This is a genomic window from Pseudomonas sp. B21-021 (assembly GCF_024749205.1).
Lineage (GTDB): Bacteria > Pseudomonadota > Gammaproteobacteria > Pseudomonadales > Pseudomonadaceae > Aquipseudomonas > Aquipseudomonas paraglycinae.
On record NZ_CP087192.1, the window covers coordinates 3,937,889 to 3,956,702 of the forward strand.

16 protein-coding genes are annotated in these 18,814 nt (G+C 60.6%); 12 read left to right on the top strand and 4 right to left on the bottom strand.

Annotated features, from left to right (window positions below; genetic code table 11):
* Positions 1-15: 15 nt before the first annotated feature.
* From tssE to LOY31_RS17590, 10 genes are all read left to right on the top strand, one after another.
* On the top strand, positions 16-459 hold the full coding sequence (gene tssE, locus LOY31_RS17545; protein WP_085602780.1) for a type VI secretion system baseplate subunit TssE: 444 nt from the start codon (positions 16-18) through the stop codon (positions 457-459).
* Positions 443-2,236, top strand: coding sequence for a type VI secretion system baseplate subunit TssF (gene tssF, locus LOY31_RS17550; RefSeq protein ID WP_085602778.1), 1,794 nt, complete (start codon positions 443-445; stop codon positions 2,234-2,236). Before tssE ends, tssF begins: the two co-directional genes overlap by 17 nt.
* Complete coding sequence (tssG, locus tag LOY31_RS17555) at positions 2,200-3,225, top strand: type VI secretion system baseplate subunit TssG (RefSeq protein ID WP_258711936.1); 1,026 nt, start codon at positions 2,200-2,202, stop codon at positions 3,223-3,225. Before tssF ends, tssG begins: the two co-directional genes overlap by 37 nt.
* A 1-nt stretch (position 3,226) precedes the next feature.
* Entirely contained in the window at positions 3,227-5,767 is a 2,541-nt protein-coding gene (gene tssH / locus LOY31_RS17560; protein WP_258711937.1) for a type VI secretion system ATPase TssH, read from the top strand.
* A 77-nt stretch (positions 5,768-5,844) separates the two neighbouring features.
* Positions 5,845-7,341, top strand: coding sequence for a hypothetical protein (locus LOY31_RS17565; RefSeq protein ID WP_258711938.1), 1,497 nt, complete (start codon positions 5,845-5,847; stop codon positions 7,339-7,341).
* 125 nt (positions 7,342-7,466) lie between these two features.
* A complete protein-coding gene (locus LOY31_RS17570) occupies positions 7,467-8,300 on the top strand; it encodes a hypothetical protein (RefSeq protein ID WP_085602770.1) in 834 nt (277 codons plus the stop codon).
* A 36-nt stretch (positions 8,301-8,336) separates the two neighbouring features.
* The gene (locus LOY31_RS17575; RefSeq protein WP_085602768.1) at positions 8,337-9,251 is read left to right on the top strand and encodes a hypothetical protein; all 915 of its coding nucleotides are present in this window, start codon (positions 8,337-8,339) and stop codon (positions 9,249-9,251) included.
* 20 nt (positions 9,252-9,271) lie between these two features.
* A complete protein-coding gene (locus LOY31_RS17580; RefSeq protein ID WP_085602766.1) occupies positions 9,272-10,222 on the top strand; it encodes a hypothetical protein in 951 nt (316 codons plus the stop codon).
* A gap of 54 nt (positions 10,223-10,276) precedes the next feature.
* Positions 10,277-12,286 carry a type VI secretion system tip protein VgrG gene (tssI, locus tag LOY31_RS17585; RefSeq protein WP_258711939.1) on the top strand — a complete coding sequence of 670 codons (2,010 nt, stop codon included), beginning with the start codon at positions 10,277-10,279 and terminating at the stop codon, positions 12,284-12,286.
* 12 nt (positions 12,287-12,298) lie between these two features.
* Positions 12,299-12,841 carry a toxin-antitoxin system YwqK family antitoxin gene (locus LOY31_RS17590; protein ID WP_258711940.1) on the top strand — a complete coding sequence of 181 codons (543 nt, stop codon included), beginning with the start codon at positions 12,299-12,301 and terminating at the stop codon, positions 12,839-12,841.
* Position 12,842: 1 nt separating this feature from the next.
* On the opposite strand, the gene LOY31_RS17595 is transcribed toward LOY31_RS17590, so the two are convergent.
* Positions 12,843-13,238, bottom strand: a complete 396-nt coding sequence (locus LOY31_RS17595) for a DUF4280 domain-containing protein (protein WP_007958887.1) — start codon at positions 13,236-13,238, stop codon at positions 12,843-12,845.
* A 190-nt stretch (positions 13,239-13,428) separates the two neighbouring features.
* On the opposite strand from LOY31_RS17595, the gene LOY31_RS17600 reads away from it, so the two are divergent.
* Together LOY31_RS17600 and LOY31_RS17605 are read left to right on the top strand one after the other, a co-directional pair.
* Complete coding sequence (locus tag LOY31_RS17600) at positions 13,429-14,496, top strand: phosphotransferase family protein (protein ID WP_221534244.1); 1,068 nt, start codon at positions 13,429-13,431, stop codon at positions 14,494-14,496.
* Between the two features lie 38 nt (positions 14,497-14,534).
* Positions 14,535-15,302 (top strand): SDR family oxidoreductase, encoded by a 768-nt coding sequence (locus LOY31_RS17605; RefSeq protein WP_085687598.1) that lies wholly within the window; start codon positions 14,535-14,537, stop codon positions 15,300-15,302.
* 45 nt (positions 15,303-15,347) lie between these two features.
* Here LOY31_RS17605 and LOY31_RS17610 read toward each other — a convergent pair whose 3' ends face one another.
* The 3 genes from LOY31_RS17610 to LOY31_RS17620 form a co-directional block, all read right to left on the bottom strand.
* The gene (locus LOY31_RS17610; protein WP_254778409.1) at positions 15,348-15,944 is read right to left on the bottom strand and encodes a trimeric intracellular cation channel family protein; all 597 of its coding nucleotides are present in this window, start codon (positions 15,942-15,944) and stop codon (positions 15,348-15,350) included.
* Between the two features lie 916 nt (positions 15,945-16,860).
* Positions 16,861-17,103 (bottom strand): DUF1652 domain-containing protein, encoded by a 243-nt coding sequence (locus LOY31_RS17615; protein WP_084776931.1) that lies wholly within the window; start codon positions 17,101-17,103, stop codon positions 16,861-16,863.
* Positions 17,104-17,282: 179 nt separating this feature from the next.
* A complete protein-coding gene (locus LOY31_RS17620) occupies positions 17,283-18,773 on the bottom strand; it encodes a helix-turn-helix transcriptional regulator (protein WP_258711941.1) in 1,491 nt (496 codons plus the stop codon).
* Positions 18,774-18,814 lie beyond the last annotated feature (41 nt).

The following is an 18,814-nucleotide window of genomic DNA, read 5'->3' on the forward strand; positions in this document are numbered from 1 at the left end:
CCCGGCGGCGCGGCCATGGCAGGCACCGGCTTACTTCCACCGCTGTTCGAACGCCTCGCCTCGAGCGAGGGCGACGGGACGCGGGAGTTCGATCGGCAGGATCTGCTCGACTCGGTGCACACCGAGCTCGGGCGCCTGTTCAACACCCGCCGTGGCCCGCGCACCCTGACCTCCCCGCCCAGTGTCATCGACTACGGCATCGCGGACTGGAGCGCCCTGCAACAACAGCGCAGCGATGACCGTCGCCGTCTGGCGCGGGACATTCGCGAAGCCATCACCCATTTCGAACCGCGCCTGCTGCTCGGCGAGGTTCAGGTCAATCCCCTGCCCGAGCACCCGCAGCGCCTGAGCATTCGCCTGCTCGGCGAGTTGCGCAGCGGCACGCAGCACTGGCCGGTGGCGTTTGTCATCGAGCCCGGCAACGAAGGGCTGGAGGTGCGCCATGAGCGACTCGATTGACCCGCAACTGCTCGACTATTACCAGCGCGAACTGACCTGGCTGCGACATGCCGGCGGACAGTTTGCCGAGCGCTATCCGAAAGTCGCGCGACGTCTGGAGTTGTCTCCCGGCGAATGCCCGGACCCGCACGTCGAACGTTTGCTGGAAGGTTTCGCCCTGCTCGCCGCACGCCTGCAACGACGGCTGGATGACGACTACGCCGAGTTCAGCGACGCATTGCTCGAACAGCTTTATCCCCTGGCCATGCGCCCGTTGCCGTCCTGCGCGATCGTCCAGTTCGAACCGGACCCGAGCAAAGGCAACCTCGACGGCGGCTATCCCCTGCCCCGGGACACGCCGCTGTTCGTCACCACCAGCAAGGGCGAGAGCATTCACTTTCGCACCAGTGCAGCCGTGCGGTTGTGGCCGGTAGAAATCAGCGAAGCCTTGTTGCTGGGTAGCGATGAAGCCCAGGCGCTGACCGGTGTGGCGCAGTCCCGCTCGGCGTTGCGCCTGAGTCTGCGTTGCCTCGGCGACAGTCAGTGGTCAGAGCTTGGCATCGAACAACTGCGCATTCACCTGGCCGCGTCACCGGTGGTCAACGCCAGCCTCTATGATCTGCTCGGCGCCCACGCGGTGCAGGTGTTGGCCGGCTCGCCGGGGAGCATTCCCGCCCGCGTGAAAGGCCTGCCGAAGGTCGTCGGATTCGCCGACGACGAAGTGCTGCTGCCGGACGAAGATGGCGTGCATCCGGGCATGCGTCTGCTGGCCGAGTACTTCGCATTCCCGGACAAATTCCACTTCTTTGATCTGCCGCTGTCCGGTGTTTCGAGTGACAGCCAGACGCTGTATCTGTACATCGTTTTTGATCGTGCTCCGGCCGGCCGATTGCATTTGCAGGCCAGCGATATCGCCCTCGGCTGCGCGCCGGTTATCAACCTGTTCCCGCGCACTTCGGAGCCTTTGCGCCCGGACGGCACCCGCAGCGAGTATCGACTGGTCGCCGACAGCCACCGGGAAAACAGCGTCGAAATCCACAGCATCCGCAGCGTGCGCGCCAGCTCCGCCAGCGGTGTGCAGCGGCTGCCGGCGTATTTCGGCAGCCAGCACAGCAGCGGTGACCGGCAACGTTACTGGCACGCGCGACGGGTCAACGGACAGACGCCGAACCGGCTCGGCAGCGATCTGCTGATCAGTGTCGTCGACACCCGTTTCGAACCGCAGACCGACCTGCCCGATTACAGCCTGACCGCCGAACTGTTGTGCACCAATCGGCATCTGGCCCAGAGCCTGCCCGCCGGTACGCCGCTGGGTTTCGAACGGCCGGGCCCGGTGGCGTGGGCGCGCCTGCGCAATCCACCGAGCCCGCAAAGCCTGCCGCGTCTGGACGGTGATTCGCGCTGGCGGCTGGTCTCGCAACTGACCCTCAATCATCTGTCGCTGGTCGAAGGGCCACAGGCACTGGATGCGCTGAAGGAAATCCTGACCCTGCACAACCTGCGCGACGAGGCCAGCGCCCTGCGCCAGATTGAAGGTCTGCTGAACCTCGGTTGCGAGCGGGTGATCGGCCATGTCGGCGCCGACGCCTGGCGCGGCTGGCGCAACGGGCTCGAAGTGCAATTGCAGCTCGATCCACAGCATTTCGTCGGCAGCAGCGCGGTGTTGTTTTCAGCGGTACTCGCGCAATTCTTTTCGGTGTACGCCACGGCCAATCGCTTCGTGCGCACGGTACTCATGCAGGCAGACAAGGAGGTCAAGGCATGGCAACCCCAAGCCGGCATGCCCCTGTCGCTCTGACCCTGAGCCAGCGCCTGCGCCGTGATCCGCAGGCGTTCGAATGGTTGCAGGCGTTGCTGTTGCTGGAGCGCGAACAGCCGCAGGCCGACGCGCTCGGTTCGGGTACATCGCCACAGGCCGAAGCGCTGAAGTTGCGCGGGCCGCTGACGCCGTTGTTCGCCGCCAGCCAGATCGAAAGCCTGGAGGAAAACCCCGGTGAACCGCTGACCCTGAACTCGCCGATGTTCGGCCTCGGCGGCCCCGACGGCCCGTTGCCTTACGCCTATCAGGAATGGCTGCAACAACGGGCGCGAGCCAAGGATCATGCGCCCGCCGAATTCCTCGACCTGTTCCAGCATCGGCTGCTGAGCCTGCTGTACAAGGTGATGCGCAAACACCGGATCGCCCTCGGTTTCACCACGCCCGGCGCCTCGCCGGTGCAGGCGCAACTGCGGGCGCTGACCGGGTTGTTACCCAAATCCCTGCAAGAGCGCCAGGCGATTCCCGACTGCGCCGTTCTGGCCTGCACGGCGTTGTACGCCGATGGTCGCCGCTCATTGGCCGGGTTCGCGGCGATTGTCCGTGAGCAGTTTTCCGTGACGGTGGAACTGAGCGCCTATGAAGGGGCGTGGCGTGAAATCCCACGCGCCAGCCGCAGCGTCATGAAAGCCGGCGGACGCAATCTGCAACTGGGTCGCAGCGCTGTTGCCGGGACTCGGGTCTGGGATGAACACGCCGGAATTCGCCTGACGCTGGGGCCGCTGCCATCGACGCAGGCCGCGCGCTTCTTGCCGGACGGCGAAGCGCATCCGGCACTGGCGAGCCTCGCTGCGCTGTATTTCGGCCCGGATCTGGACGTGAAACTGGTGCTGCTGGTACGCGGTGCGGGGCCGCTGCAACTCGGCCGACAAACCCCGGCACTGTTGAGCTGGAACGGCGGCCTGCAACGGCAGACCAGCCTGGCCGTGCAACGGATCGAAACCCGCCTGCGTCAGCTGGAGATCACCTGAAATGGAACTGGCCAGCCTGATCGGACGCCTCAACCCGGACAACCGCCGCGCCCTCGAACGTGCCGCGCAACGGTGCTTGCAGCGCGGGCATCACTTCGTCGAGATCGAGCATCTGTTGCTGGAACTGCTGGATATCGAGCGCGGCGATTTTGCCTTTCTGCTGCCGCGCTTCGGGCTGGAGCGTGATGCGCTGACGGCGGAGATCAACAAGGCGCTGGACCTGTTCAAGGCTGGCAGCACCCGCACACCAGCGCTGTCTTCGCACACGCTGGGATTGCTGGAAGACGCGGTGGTGCAGGCCAGTGTGCTGGGGATCGACAGCATTCGTTCCGGGCTGCTTTTATTGGCGTTGATTGACCGTGACGAACGCCGCAGCCTGCTGCTCAACAGTGCATCGTCATTGCTGCGAATTCCCAAAGAAGCGCTGCGCGCAAATCTGCTGGAGTGGACGGAAAACTCACGCGAGCATGTCGGCCCGCGTTCCGTGTCTTCGGGGAGTCCAACGCCACGGCAAGACTCGGTGCTCGATCAATACACCCAGGATCTGACCGCCGACGCCCATGCCGGGCGCATCGACCCGATCGTCGGTCGCGATGGCGAAATTCGCCAGTGCATCGACATTCTTCTGAGACGCCGGCAGAACAACCCGATTCTGGTCGGTGCGCCGGGCGTAGGCAAAACCGCCGTGGTCGAAGGCCTGGCGCTGCGCATCGCCGCGGGGGATGTGCCGCCGTCGTTGCAGGAAGTCAGTTTGCGGGTGCTCGACCTTGGTTTGCTGCAGGCCGGGGCCGGGGTCAAAGGTGAATTCGAACAGCGACTCAAAGGCGTGATCGACGCGGTTCGCAACGCCGACAAGCCGATCATCCTGTTCATCGACGAGGCCCACACCTTGATCGGCGCTGGCGGTGCCGAGGGTGGTAGCGACGCGGCCAACTTGCTCAAACCCGCGCTGGCCCGAGGTGAACTGCGCACGCTGGCCGCCACGACCTGGATGGAATACAAGAAATATTTCGAGAAAGACCCGGCCCTCGCCCGCCGCTTCCAACTTGTGCAGGTGGAAGAGCCGGACGAAATCACCGCCGTGGAAATGCTCCGGGGCGTCGCCGCCAAACTCGAACAGCATCACGGCGTGCAGGTGCTGGATGCCGCGATCCATGAAGCGGTGAAGCTCTCGCATCGCTACATTTCCGGCCGCCAGTTGCCGGACAAGGCCATCAGCGTCCTCGACACCGCCTGCGCCCGGGTCGCCCTCGGCCAGCATGATGTACCGCCGCCGCTGGAGAGCCTGCGCCACCGTCAGCAAAGCCTCAAAGAAGAAGTCGAACGCCTGCGCCGGGAACAGGCCACGGGGCTTGATCACCGCGAGCGCATCACCCTGCTGGAAAGCGAATCGAAGACCAACGTCCAGGCCATCCGCGAACTGGAAACCCGCTGGAGTGAAGAGCGCGTGGCGGTGCGCGAACTGCTCGACACTCGCCGCGAATTACTTGACCTCAGTGAACGCGCCGACAGCGACAAACCGGATGAAGCCATCGACAGCCGCATCGATCATCTGGCCGCCGAACTGCTGCGTCTGGAAGCCGGGCTCGATGCGATCCGCCAGGACGATCCGCTGGTGCCCGAGCAGGTCGACGGCAAAACCGTCGCCGCCGTGATCGCCGGCTGGACCGGCATCCCCGTCGGCAAAATGCTCGCCGACGAAGCCCACGCCGTGCGCACGCTCGGCACACGCATGGGTCAGCGAGTGATGGGCCAGAGCACCGCGCTCAACACCATCGCGCAACGTTTGCAGGCCTATCGCGCCGGGCTCACCGATCCGCAAAAACCGGTCGGCGTGTTCCTGCTGGTCGGCCCCACGGGCGTGGGCAAAACCGAAACCGCGTATGCGTTGGCCGACGCGCTGTATGGCGGCGAACGCAATCTGATCAGCATCAATCTCTCGGAGTATCAGGAAGCCCACACCGTCAGCCAGCTCAAGGGCGCGCCACCCGGTTACGTCGGTTACGGCAGCGGCGGCGTGCTGACCGAAGCCGTGCGGCGTAAACCGTATTCGGTGGTGTTGCTGGATGAAATCGAGAAGGCGCATCCGGATGTGCTGGAAGCGTTTTACAACGTGTTCGACAAGGGCTTGATGGAAGACGGGACGGGGTTGGTGGTGGACTTCAAGAACACCGTGATGCTGGCCACCAGCAATGTCGGCGCCGAGTTGCTGCTCGATACACCGACCGCACAACTCGGCTCGGAAGCGTTCAATGAGGCGCTGCACAAAGTCCTGCTGCAAGCCTTCCGCCCGGCGTTTCTGGCGCGCATGACGGTGGTCGCGTATCGGCCGCTGGATGAGGCGACGCTGGAGGGGATCGTGTTGGCGAAGCTGGAAAAATTGCGCGGTCGCTACAAGGCTGCGACGGGCAAGCAGTTCGAGTTTGATTCGGGAATCGTCAAAGCCGTGCTCGCCAAATGCAGCGCAGCAGGCGCGCGGGATGTCGAGAACGTGTTGATGACGCAGGTGACAGGGAAATTGGCGGAGTGGGTGTTGGAGTAACGCCCCGCGTCCGCAGCAAGTGCACGAAAACCGTGATGAAAGGAAGGCGTTCTTCCAAAACTGACAAGGATAATGTCATGAAAAAAAGCCTGAAATACCCGATGAGTCTGCTGGGCGCCTGTATCGCAATACCGTTGTCCGCCCAGGCGGACACTCGACATTCGGAAGACGAGCTGGTGGGCAAGGTGTCCTTCCTGACCTCCACGGTCGAAAAGCTCAATGACGCAAACTTGCAGATCGACCCCTTTCTCACTTCGGCCATTTCCCCGCCGCCGGATTACAAGGGGCCGCTGTTCACGCTCAGCCATGATTATCCGACCCAATTGCCGACCGGCACCTCATTCCCGTGGAGCAAGACCACCGGCAACGGCAAGATCACCCAGGCCAACGCCGGCGCCTACGTTCAGGCACTCAAAGACTACGTCTCGCCTGACATGCGCAAGATCGTCTACGACTACGCCAACTGGAACTACAAGGGCAGCGGCTGGTTCGACTCGATCTGGCTGGGCATAGAGCGTGAGCCCATTCGTGGCGTGTATGTCGGGTCAGGTTTTCCCGCCGGCACGCTGACGGATCAGACCCTGCCCGTGACCACGTATGTGCTGACGCTGTACGACACCCGCGCGGCGAAAACCCTCGGCGACATCTGGGGCAAAACCCCTGAACGCGCGATGAATCCAGTGCTGGAAACGAGCACCACGCAGTTTGCCGAAGGCAGCGTCATCATCAAATTTGCCATGGTCAGTGCTTGTGGCAGCGATTGGGCCCCCATGGAAGGCGCCGCCCAATGGGAAATCTACGCACCGGTAAACACCAGCAATGGCAGCGCGCTGAATAAAACACAGTGCGTCGGCAAAGACTTCAAGGGCACCACCACTCAACCGGCGATGACCAAAGTGTCGTTGATGCAGTTCGACATCATCGTCAAGGACAGCGTCGCGTCCCCGCAAACCGGGTGGGTGTTTTCGACGCTGGTCTACGACAAGAACGCGCCGGGTAAAGACGCCTGGGACAAGATGATTCCGCTGGGCGCCACCTGGGGCGGCAACCCGGACGTCATCAACACCGCGCCCACTGCGCTGACGCCGCCGGTAACGGTCAATCAGAAACTCAGCGAAAACTGGGTCAATCCCAAATCACCGGCCTATTCGGTCTCCACCCTGGGATGGGACGGCCGATTGTCAGGCCCGAATGACGGCGCCGTCGTGACCCCGGCCTGGACCGGTTCGCACTACTTCCCGGCGGGACTCGCCAGCGCTGGATGTCTGGGATGCCACAGCAGCGCGCAGTATCCGATGACCGCTTTCTTGCTGCCCACCTCCAGCTACCCACCGCAAACCATCGATCCGCCGCTTTCGGGCAGCGATCCTGACGCAGCATTGGTCATGGCCGAACCCGGCTCGAAACTCTGGATGAGCTGGTTCCAGAGCCGTGACGGCAAGACCCCGATGGGGCCGAACACCGCGCAAGGCGCGAAACCGGTGGCGCTGGATTACGACATGGTGACGGCCTTCAAGGCGATTCCGATGTGGCAGCAGGCCAAGGCGGCTGAGGCTAAAAATGCCGGGAAGTGATGGGTAAGCGTACGTGACAGGAACAGGACGGTGGAAAAGCGCCGTCCTGACTTCTTGCGGGATGCTCAGAACAGTGCTCGCCAGGCGCAGCGCAACGGTTACGCGGGTAAGGGAGAAAACACGACATGGCTTGTTCACCCATCATCACAACTCGCTTTCCGAGCAACGGCCACCGGGAATGGGTTCACTCCGACCTGACGGTGCAATATTCAAGGAAGATTGATCTGGTGCCGGAAACAACACAGCGTTCATTCCCGTTGACCTGGCATCACCAGATACCCTTCAACAGTTTGAGAGATTTCTGGAACTGGCTGTATGTCATAGCCGATGACGATCTGCTCGACATGTGCGTAGATCTTTTCAGCCAGCGAGCCAGAGGTGGGCGCTTCCCGGAGATCAAAAGAAAGCTAAAGGCAATCAAGACCACCTTGATGCCCTCCCCGCAGTTGGAAACCCAGACCTATGCACAATGGAAAGCGGTGGTTGGACAAATTGCCAATGGTCTTCTTGCTGTCGCCGATGAACTTGACGGTGAGGAACAGTCCGACCTCTTTGAAGCCATTTCATGGTCAGCGTGGAATATTCTCGAAGGCCCGCTTCCCCAACATCGCAGTGATGATCCAGGGGATGCCAACGTAGACGACTTCAGTCGTTTGAGAGAAATAAAGTTCTCGAAACACTTTGTAAAAGCCGCCGAGCTATATGCCTCCATGGTGCTTTTTACCAATGAAATGAATGCCCAGCAGAATCAAAATTACAGTAAAGCCTGGGTCAAGGATCGCGCCAAAAAACTACTCACGATACTGACCGGTGCGGACCAGCTTCTGTCCGGCGTCAAGATCACTTTCTTCAACAGGAAGCACTGGAGCTATCAGGAGCAGATGACCGGGCGCACGCCTGTGAGGGCGACTGTGCTGGACAATGGAGCGACCTGGTATCGGTGGCGCCGTTGCATCTAGGTTCGCTGAATGTAACGAAAACTCAGGGAGGCGTGCATGTACTCGATCATGATCTGGAACGCCCAACACTTCGATAATCAAAAGGGTATCCACTCGCAAGCCTATGCCGATAAAAAGAAGTTTTTGGATTTTTATATCGCGCAGAAAAAGCCGCATATCATCGCGCTGTTCGAAGCGGGTAAAACCGGAAACATCAATGAAAGCCTGATTGCCGATCTGACCGGCAGTTACACCGCCATTGCAATATTGACGCAGGAAGGCGGCAAGAAAAAACATACGACCCTCGGCTCCATGGTGTTGATACGGAACGATGTCAGTGCCGAGTTCGAGAACGTTACCGACAACTATATTTTGTCCCACACCGAACAACGCGCGCCGCTGATCATACGGCACATCAAATCAACTTTTGGTTTCGCTTTCTATCATGCCAATGCCTCGTTCATGGCGCCGGGCAATATCGTGGACACGATCGGTTTCATCCAGGAAAACGCCGAGTTGCTTGGCATCAAGAAACTGCTGTTTTTTGGCGGTGACCTGAATCTGATACCCACGCAGACGTACGCGCAAATCAAAGGCATGGATCGCCTGGTGCCGACCAGCCCGGGCTACACCCACCTGAGCATAAAGAACGTAACACTCGCAAAAGCCACTCACGAGCTGGGCATCCTTCAAGGCTACGGCCATGACACACAACTCACGGCCAAAACCTATCTGCCCGACTATATGTTTACTCAAGGTATCGAGGTCTGTGAGCTGCAGCCGGTTCTGTTGCTGCTCGACTATGCCTACGTCTTGTTTGCCCAGCATTGGCGGGCAGAGTGCGATGCGAGCCTTCGCCAGACCAGCGACTCGTTCGGCAACATCCTGGAAATTGCCCCGTATTGTCTGGGACATCCAATCCGCAGTGATCACTTCCCCGTTATTTTCACCCTCAACGCCAGCCTGGAATAGTTCGGGCCACAAGGACGTAAATGCCAATTCCTGCCTATAACAGTAAAGACCTGGTGGCGATTTCAACCGTAATCGCCTCTGCTGCCCGTCAACTGAATTGGGACGGCGACCTGGACAACAACTCCAGTGTGAAAGTCGAGGAAGTGCAGTGCATGAGAATGGGCGAGAGTTTGTATTTCGCCTGTAACAAAGGCGAGCATGTGGCGGTTGCAAACCTGTTCAGTGCCTTTGGCGTCATCGATCACGCTACCCTCGTGTCGTGCGTGCGCTATTGCAACGCAATTCTGGGGCCGGATTACTCCACCAGTAAACGGAAGAAAAAGTTCGGCAAGGGGTACACCCTTAAATACAGTGGGCCGGAACAACAGTCATTCAGGTATGCAGGATTGCCTGCTCAATTTCCTGCATTGACAGTCACGGAAGTGGCAGATGCACACCGACTCATTACCGGTGCAACGTTGCCGTTGACGGCCACGGCCCAGGAAAGTCGTATCGCTTGGTGCTTGCGTAAATTCACCGAAGCCGGTGCCATGACCAACCTGGCTCGTCAGGCAAAAACCAAGTCTTTGCTGCTCCACACTTACAACGCCGGGGCAAATGAGATCAACATTATCAATGACAGCCGCGAAGTTCATGCCGAGTTGAAACTTTTGCGCATATTGACCGAATCAAAATTGGGCGTCGGCTCATTCAATCCCCATACACAAGTTGCTTTGGGTGGTCTGAAAAAAGCGTGCGCATATTGCAATGCCTGGATCGGCTTCTATAAACCCTGGATCAAGGCTCAGTACCGCGTCGATCTGGAAACACCTCAAACCGATAATCGTGATGAGGGAGGTGGAGAAGGAGATCGGCCCGAAATTGATAAAACGCATCTGAGTCGGTTCGGTCTCTACGTAGGCACGTTGTTTGATGGTAAAAAAAACGACATGTGCACCAGTGTCGGGCTACATCAGGATAGTGAATGGTAGCCACCATGAGCTTCCGGGATGCTGGAAAAGGGACACCCCTCAAAGGATTACGCCATGCCCCGTTCCACCGACAGCAACACTACCCTCTCCCTCACTGCTGCCGCGGTGTCAGCGCTTTATCCCGAGTCATTGTCCGGCGACGAAGCGCTCAATGTGCTGGGTTCGCAGGTCCTCAACGGACTCAACGACGGCACGCCTCTCACCCTGACCAGCGCTATCGCCAGCCACGTCACCACTACCCTGCACAACGACGCCCAACTCCGTCCCTTCGACGCACTGGTCGCCGAAATCCGCCAGCTCCCCGCTGACGCCAGCGCCGAGCGCTATCAGCTGGTTCTAAGGCCATGGCTCTGGTGGCTGACCCTGGCCAGCAATAACCGGGTGTTCCAGAACCTCGCGACTTCGGACATCGTCACCACGATTTTCAAGGCTCACGGTTTCACCGATTTCAAACTCTCGTTGACCGGCAGTTACACCCCACGCGAATACTGCGTGCAGTACGGCGAAACCGATTGCGCCTTCGTCTCGCGGCTGCTGGAAGAAGAAGGCATCTTCTGGTTCTTCACCCACGAGGACGGCAAGCACACGCTCGTGCTGGGCGACAGCAACGACGCTTTCGTACAGATCCCCAACGGGCCGACGGTCAAGTATCTGGGCCAGCAGTTGGGTGAGCGCGAGCTGCACGGCATCCGCTCAGGCCAGGTCTGTCTGCAAGCGGTGGCCGGGGTGTACAAGGCGACGGATTACGAATTCACCACGCCAGCCACTTCACTGTATGGCCAGGCCGAAGCCGTGGCCGGGCCGCGTTCGATCTATGAGCATCCCGGCGGTTACAACGCCAAGGCTCGGGGCGATGCGTTGACCAAGCAGCGGGTCGACGGGCTGCGCAGCGAGGAGAAACGCTTCGTCGGCGAGAGCGACTGTCGCTGGCTGGTGCCGGGCCATTGGTTCACCCTCGACGGCCACGAAGACATAAGCCTGAACGTCGATTGGGTCGTCACGCGAGTCACCCACGACGCCAGTCATGAAAGCTATCGCAACCGCTTCGAAGCGATCCCCAAGGCCACGCCATTTCGTCCGCAACGCCTCACGCCCAAACCGCGCATGCATCCACAAACTGCCATCGTCGTCGGCAAGTCCGGCGAGGAAATCTGGACCGACGAATACGGCCGGATCAAGTTGCAGTTCCCGTGGGATCGCGACGGTAAAAACGACGAAACCAGTTCCTGCTGGGTCCGCGTGGTGCTGCCGTGGAGCGGCAAGGGTTTCGGCATGCAGTTCGTGCCGCGCATCGGTCAGGAGGTCATTGTGACCTTCATCGACGGCGACCCGGATCGGCCGCTGGTCACCGGTTGCGTGTACAACGGCGATAACACCCTGCCCTATGCCTTGCCCGCCAACCAGACCCAATCCGGGATCAAGACCCAGTCATCCAAGGGCGGCGGCGGTTTCAACGAGCTGCGTTTCGAGGACAAGAAGGATGCCGAAGAGGTGTTCCTGCAAGCGCAGAAAGATCTGAAGATCAACGTGCTCAACGACACCACCGCCACCGTCGGCCACGACGAAACCCTCACGGTACAGAACGCTCGCACCCGCACGGTCAAGGACGGCGATGAAACCGTGACGCTGGAGAAAGGCAAACGCAGCGTCACGATCCAGACCGGCAGCGACAGCCTCGATGTGAAGGACAGTCGCACAGTGAAGGTCGGCGCCGACCAGAACCACAGCACCGGCGGCAACTACACCGACAAGGTCACCGGCGATTACAGCCTGACGGTCGACGGCAACCTGACGATCAAGGTCAGCGGCACCCTCACCCTGCAAAGCGGCGGCAGTTTCACGATCAAGAGCGGCGCGGATCTGGCCACGTCCGCCAGCACCTCGATCACCCAGAAGGCCGGCACCGCCATGACCAATCAGGCCGGCACTTCGCTGGACAACAAGGCCGGAACCACGCTGACCAACGACGCCGGCATCAGCCTGACCAACAAAGGCGCGGCCTCACAGACCGTGGACGGCGGCGGCATGCTGACCATCAAGGGCGGGTTGGTACAGGTCAACTGACAAGGAGAAGCCATGGCGATCACACCGCTGGATCTGCAGCAGGATGACAAGCAACTCAAGGGGCGATTACAGGACGGTCAACTCGATGGCCCGTTGAACATCAAAGATGACGGGCGCAAACAAGCCGATCTGAATTACAGCCAGGGTGAACTGCAAGGTACATCGCTGCTCTTTCACCCCAACGGAAAGGTCTCGGCGCAGATGCCGTTCGTGCGTGACAAGCTGCAAGGCATCGCCAGTTTCTACGCACCCGAGGGCTGGCTGCAGCGCAAGGCCACTTATCGGCGTGGGTTATTGCATGGCGAGTCGTTCAATTACTTTCCCGACGGCCAAGTGGCGGAAGCCGAGTTCTATCGTGACGGCGTGCGTGAGGGGCGTTATCAGCGCTTTCATCCCAACGGCAAACCGGCGGTGGATGCGCGTTATCTGAATGGGCAGTTGATGGAACCCGAACAGGGGTTCGCCGAGGACGGACGGCCGCTGGATGCCGATGGCAAACCGATTTCCCGGGTGCGCTGGTGGTTTCGCAAATGGACAGATCCGGCGCAGGCCTGACTCAGGGAATCAACATCTGCATCTGCCCCGGCATCACGATCTTGATCACCCCCGCCCAGTTGCACATCAACGTGCTGTTGGCATCGATCGCCGGCATCCCGCCCAGCAGCAGGGTCGGCGCTCCGCCGGGGATCCACGGCGTGGCGGTCGCCGGAATGCATGGCATCGGCGTCAGTACGCCCAGCGCCGCAGCCGTGGCAGCGGCGACCATCGGGTTGGCCATGCTCATGCACATGCCAAACGTGGTGACGTTGACCAGCGGAATATGATCCATGATGTTCGCCGCCGGCATCCCGCCGGTCAGCGTGCGGTTGACCGGCAGCACGTTGAGCACCGCCGGTGCGGCGCCGAAACTGCATTGCAGGGTGGCGCTGGCACAGACTTGCGGGCAGCCCATTTCAAAGCTCCTTCGTGAACAAGGCATACCCGCTAAACCTTAGTCGCCAGCGGCCCGCCGCGCACATTCCCAAAGGTGATTATCGTCCAACACGCTAACCTATAAGACCGAACCGCGCTTGTGACGACCCGAGCGCGCCATTAGATTAGCCAATGATGTCTGGCCTCCAAAATAAGCAGAAGGGATAAGCATGGCGCTTACTGACCAGTCCACCCGTATCCGCTCTGGCGAAGAACTCGATGCCAGCCTGATCGATCCGTACCTCAAGGCGCACATTCCGGGCCTGACCGGCACGCCGCAGATCAGCCAGTTTCCCGGCGGCGCGTCGAACCTGACCTACCTGCTGGAATACCCGGACCAGGAATTTGTCCTGCGCCGTCCACCGTTCGGCCACAAGGCCAAGTCCGCCCACGACATGGGCCGCGAATTCCGCATCCTCAACCAGTTGCGCGATGGCTTCCCGTATTGCCCGAAAACCTACGTGCACTGCACCGACGATTCGGTGATCGGCGCCGAGTTCTACGTGATGGAACGGGTCAAGGGCATCATCCTGCGCTCGGACCTGCCGCCGGAACTGGGCCTCGACCCGGCCAAAACCGAAGCCCTGTGCAAGAGCTTCATCGACCGTTTCGTCGAACTGCACCGCGTCGATTACAACGCCTGCGGCCTCGGCGATCTGGGCAAACCGGAAGGCTACGTCGCTCGCCAGATTAAAGGCTGGAGCGAGCGCTACGAAAAAGCCCTGACCCCGGACGCACCGCACTGGGAAAAGGTCAAAGCCTGGCTCAACGACAAGATGCCGGCCGATCACCCGACCTCCAGCATCGTGCACAACGACTACCGCTTCGACAACGTCATCCTCGACCCGAACAACCCGATGCAGATCATCGGCGTGCTCGACTGGGAACTGACCACCCTCGGCGATCCATTGATGGACCTGGGCAACACCCTCGCCTACTGGATCCAGGCCGACGACCCGGCACCGGTGCAACTGATGCGCCGCCAGCCAAGCCACGCGCCGGGCATGCTGACCCGCCGCGAATTCGTCGACTACTACGCCGAGCGTTCGGGCATCCAGATCGACAATTTCGACTTCTACTACACCTACGGCCTGTTCCGCCTGGCCGGCATCGTGCAGCAGATCTACTACCGCTTCTTCCATGGCCAGACCCAGGACAAACGCTTCGCGCAGTTCATTCACATGAACAAACTGCTGGAGCAGATGAGCCTGCAGGTCATTGCCAAATCTAGCCTCTGATGACGGCGTTATAACAAGGCTTACTACAAGGGAATCCCATGTCCAAGACTCAGTTGTTCGACCTCGACGGCAAGATCGCTTTCGTCTCCGGCGCCAGCCGCGGCATCGGTGAAGCCATCGCCAAACTGCTGGCCCAGCAAGGGGCCCACGTCATCGTTTCGAGCCGCAAACTCGAAGGCTGCCAACACGTGGCCGACGCCATCATCGCCGCCGGCGGCAAGGCCACGGCGGTCGCCTGCCATATCGGTGAAATGGAACAGATCAGCCAGGTCTTCGCCGGGATCAAGGAACAGTTCGGGCGCCTGGACATCCTGGTCAACAACGCGGCGACCAACCCGCAATTCTGCAACGTGCTGGACACCGACCTCGGCGCCTTCCAGAAAACCGTCGACGTGAACATCCGCGGCTACTTCTTCATGTCGGTGGAAGCCGGCAAGCTGATGCGCGAAAACGGCGGCGGCAGCATCATCAACGTGGCGTCGATCAACGGCATTTCGCCGGGGATCTTCCAGGGCATCTACTCGGTGACCAAGGCCGCCGTGATCAACATGACCAAAGTCTTCGCCAAGGAATGCGCGCAATTCGGCATCCGCTGCAACGCCCTGCTGCCGGGCCTGACCGACACCAAGTTCGCCTCGGCCCTGGTGAAAAACGACGCGATCCTGAAGCAAGCCCTGACCCAGATCCCGCTCAAACGCGTAGCCGACCCGAGCGAAATGGCCGGCGCCGTGCTGTACCTGGCAAGCGACGCTTCGAGCTACACCACTGGCGTATCGCTGAACGTGGACGGCGGTTTCCTGTCCTGATCCGCTTCTGACGCAAAACAAAAGGCAGCCCATGGGCTGCCTTTTTCATGCCTCCAGAACCTTCGGCAACTGCCAGCCAAAATGCACCGACAACAACCGCAACAACAAACACGCCGCCCCCGCCAGCAACGCAGCCGCCACCGGCGGCACACCGAGCCTGCGCCCGACAATCAACACCGCCGCCCCGACAAACGCCGAACTGGCATACAGATCCGCCTGCAACACCACCGGCACCCGCGCCAGCACAATGTCACGCAGCACCCCGCCGCCGACCCCGGTAATCGTGCCCATCAGCATGGCCACAAACGGCGAGATCCCGAAATTCAACGCCTTCTGCGCCCCGGCCACCGCAAACAACGCCAGCCCCGCCGCATCCAGCACGATCAGAGTCGAACCGGACCAGCCCAGCACCCGCTCATGAAAAACAAACGCCACCCCGCCCATGGCAAACGCCAGCGCCGGATAGCGCCAGTCCGCCACAGCCTTGGGCGGCGTCGCACCGATCAACAGATCACGCGTCACCCCGCCACCGAGCGCAACGATGAACGCAATCACCATCACCCCGAGCAGATCGAGCTGACTGCGCATCGCCGCAATCGCGCCTTCAACCGCAAACACCGCTGTTCCGACCAGATCGGCCACCAGCACAATCCACTCGACCCGCGCCTTCACAGGCGCCCGGCTTATTGAGTGACGCAACGGGTCTTGGTGATGTGTCGAGTCACTTGCCCGTCGGCATACGCATCACCGGCGACCTCGGTATTTTCCATGACCTGACAAGTCCGCTCAGGCGGCGGAGGCGGCGCTGCCGGCGGAGGGGGTGGAGGACTGGCGCAACCACTGAGCAGCACCAGACCGACAGCCGACAACAACGAAAAACACACGCGTTTCCCAGGATTGTTCATAGGATGACCCGCGATGAATGGAAGAAAACTCCCGTCGCCGAGCAGGACAACGCCCGGTTATGGAAACCGAACCACTCATTCCTTATAGACCAGTGGACTGCAAGTGCCAGTGAAATGGCTCGAACTGGCAGGATTTGCTGTCGATTTTCGGGATGAGTCGACTAATCCATCACCACCGCCGACAAGCCATCACCTACAGGTGAATGTCAGATTGGGACGCAGAGCGTCCCGGGCTGCATTCCCACGCGGAGCGTGGGAACGATCAAAGCAAACGCAGTCCGCTCTTCGCTTCTCACCACTCACGACGATGAGCGTTAGCTCGAGTACCGCTTTTGATCGCAGGGCCCGTCGGCAGGCTGAGTGGAGGGATTGATCCGGGGGTGGGAGCGCAGCGACCGTGCGGCGCAGCCGCATGCATCGAGAGGAGGTGCAGCGAAGCAAACCGTAGGCGATGCCCCCGGATCAATCCCGGAGCGAAGGAACCCCGAGCCTCAGCGAGGGGCCGTACGTCAGGGTAAAGCCTTTTCGGTTACCTTTTCGGCGTTTGGAAAAGGTGACTCGCCGTAAGGGCGAAACCGCCAGCAACTGCCCCCGAAGAACCGGATATTCACCCAAACCGAACAAGAACCTGGTCGGCCCAAAGGCCGCCAAGTTCAACTGGGCGACCGCAAAGAATTACTCTCAAGCTCATACCGCAACTCACCAATCAAAGCATCCACCGCTTCCGGAGTACGCAAGGCACCAAGGCTCAACCCACTAATCACCAGATCCACCCGCCCCGAAACCGGCTCATAAAGCTTCACAGTCAGCGAATGATCCCCATCCACCACACACTCACAAGCCAACGGCGAAAAACTACGCTCAAGCCGAGCCCGCAACTGCGCCAGATAAATCATCGCGCCAGCTCCGCACAACCAGACTCAACAACCAACAACACATTCATAAAGGGCTGATCCATTAGCAGGTTCCAAAAAGACACGATCACCAAAAAAATGCATCGCACCTCACCAGACTAAGAACACCCCGCCCGATCAAACACCCGAATTTGCACCCCATGAACTAGTGCATTTGCACCTTACCGCTGCCCCCGACCGCCCCCCGAAAACAACCCACGCTCCCGAGCCCAGACAATCGCCTCACTGCGACTGTGCACATCCAGCTTCGAATACACCGTCGCCACATGATTGCGCACCGTGTTCGGCGCCAGCTTCAACCGCGCAGCAATCTCCTTGTCCGCCAGCCCCTCACAGATCAGCCCCAGCACATCACGTTCGCGAGCCGTCAGATCAGTGAACGACACACTCGGCAACTGCGGCGAGTTGACCTTCTTCACATTGGCCAGTTTTTCGATCAACGTGCGGCTGAACCACGACGCATCCTTCATCACCTCTTCAATCGCCGCCACCAGCTCAAGCTCGGTGCGCTTGCGCTCGGTGATGTCCATCAGCACCAGCAGATAGCACACCGTGTCCTGAATGTTGACGGTATCAGCGGACACCGCGCACTCCAGCAGCTCGGCGTCTTTCCTGCGGATCCGCATATCGACGCGATCGACCCGGCCGGTCTTCTCCAGCGCCGCCAGCAACCGGGCGCGCTCCGCCGGTTCGTCGATGAAGTCCAGTTGCGCGACGGTCTTGCCGAGCACCTCGTCGCTCTCGTACGCCAGGGTATCGAGAAACGCCTGATTGACGTCGATCAGCCGCTGCTCTTCGGCGCTGCAAATCAGGATCGGCACCGGCGTCAGGCGAAAGGCCTTGGCGAATCGTTCCTCACTCTGGCGCAGCGCAACTTCGGCCTTGTGCCGGGGCTCCATGTCGACAAAGGAAAACAGCATGCAGTCCTCGTCATTGAGCACCAGCGGCTGTCCCGCGACGATCACCTGTTTGCTGCCGCCGTCCGGCAAGCGCAATTCCGCCTGCATCTGCGGAATGGTCGCGACATCGCGCAGGCGCTGGATCGCCAGGTCCTTGCGCTCGGCCTGTTCGAGAATATCCAGCTCATAGGTCGAGGCGCCGATCACCTGATCGCGGGTGTAGCCAGTCATCTCCAGGAACCCCGGATTGACCTTGATATAACGCAAGTCGCTGAGACGGCAGATCACCGCCGGCGCCGGGTTGGCATTGAAGGTTTTTTCGAAACGCTGTTCGGCGTTGGCCCAGTCGGTGACGTCACTCATGATCAGCACCAGCGACTCGATGTCGCCGTCGCGATCGGTCAGCACCATGCTGCGCACGCTGTGCACCCAGGTGCGTTCCTCGTCATTGTGAGGGGTGACTTCGACCAACACGTCGCTGAAGGTCTCGCCGGTGGCTACGCGACTGATGGGGTATTGCTCCGGGGTCAGCGTGTGGTTGTTGCGATAGCGCAGGTTGAAGCGCTCGACGTATTCCCCGGCGTTGTTGCCCAGCTCGCCGATCCGGCTGACGCCATGCATCGCCAGCGCGGCTTCGTTGGCCCAGAGAATCGTCTGGTCGAGTTCCAGCAGAATCACCCCGTCGGACAGCCCGGCGATGATCTGCTGCAACTGACGGCGATTGGTTTCGGTGGTCAGGACGTCCCGGCTCATTGGTTCTCCACAAGTTCGCGCATGTGAAGTTTACGACCGCA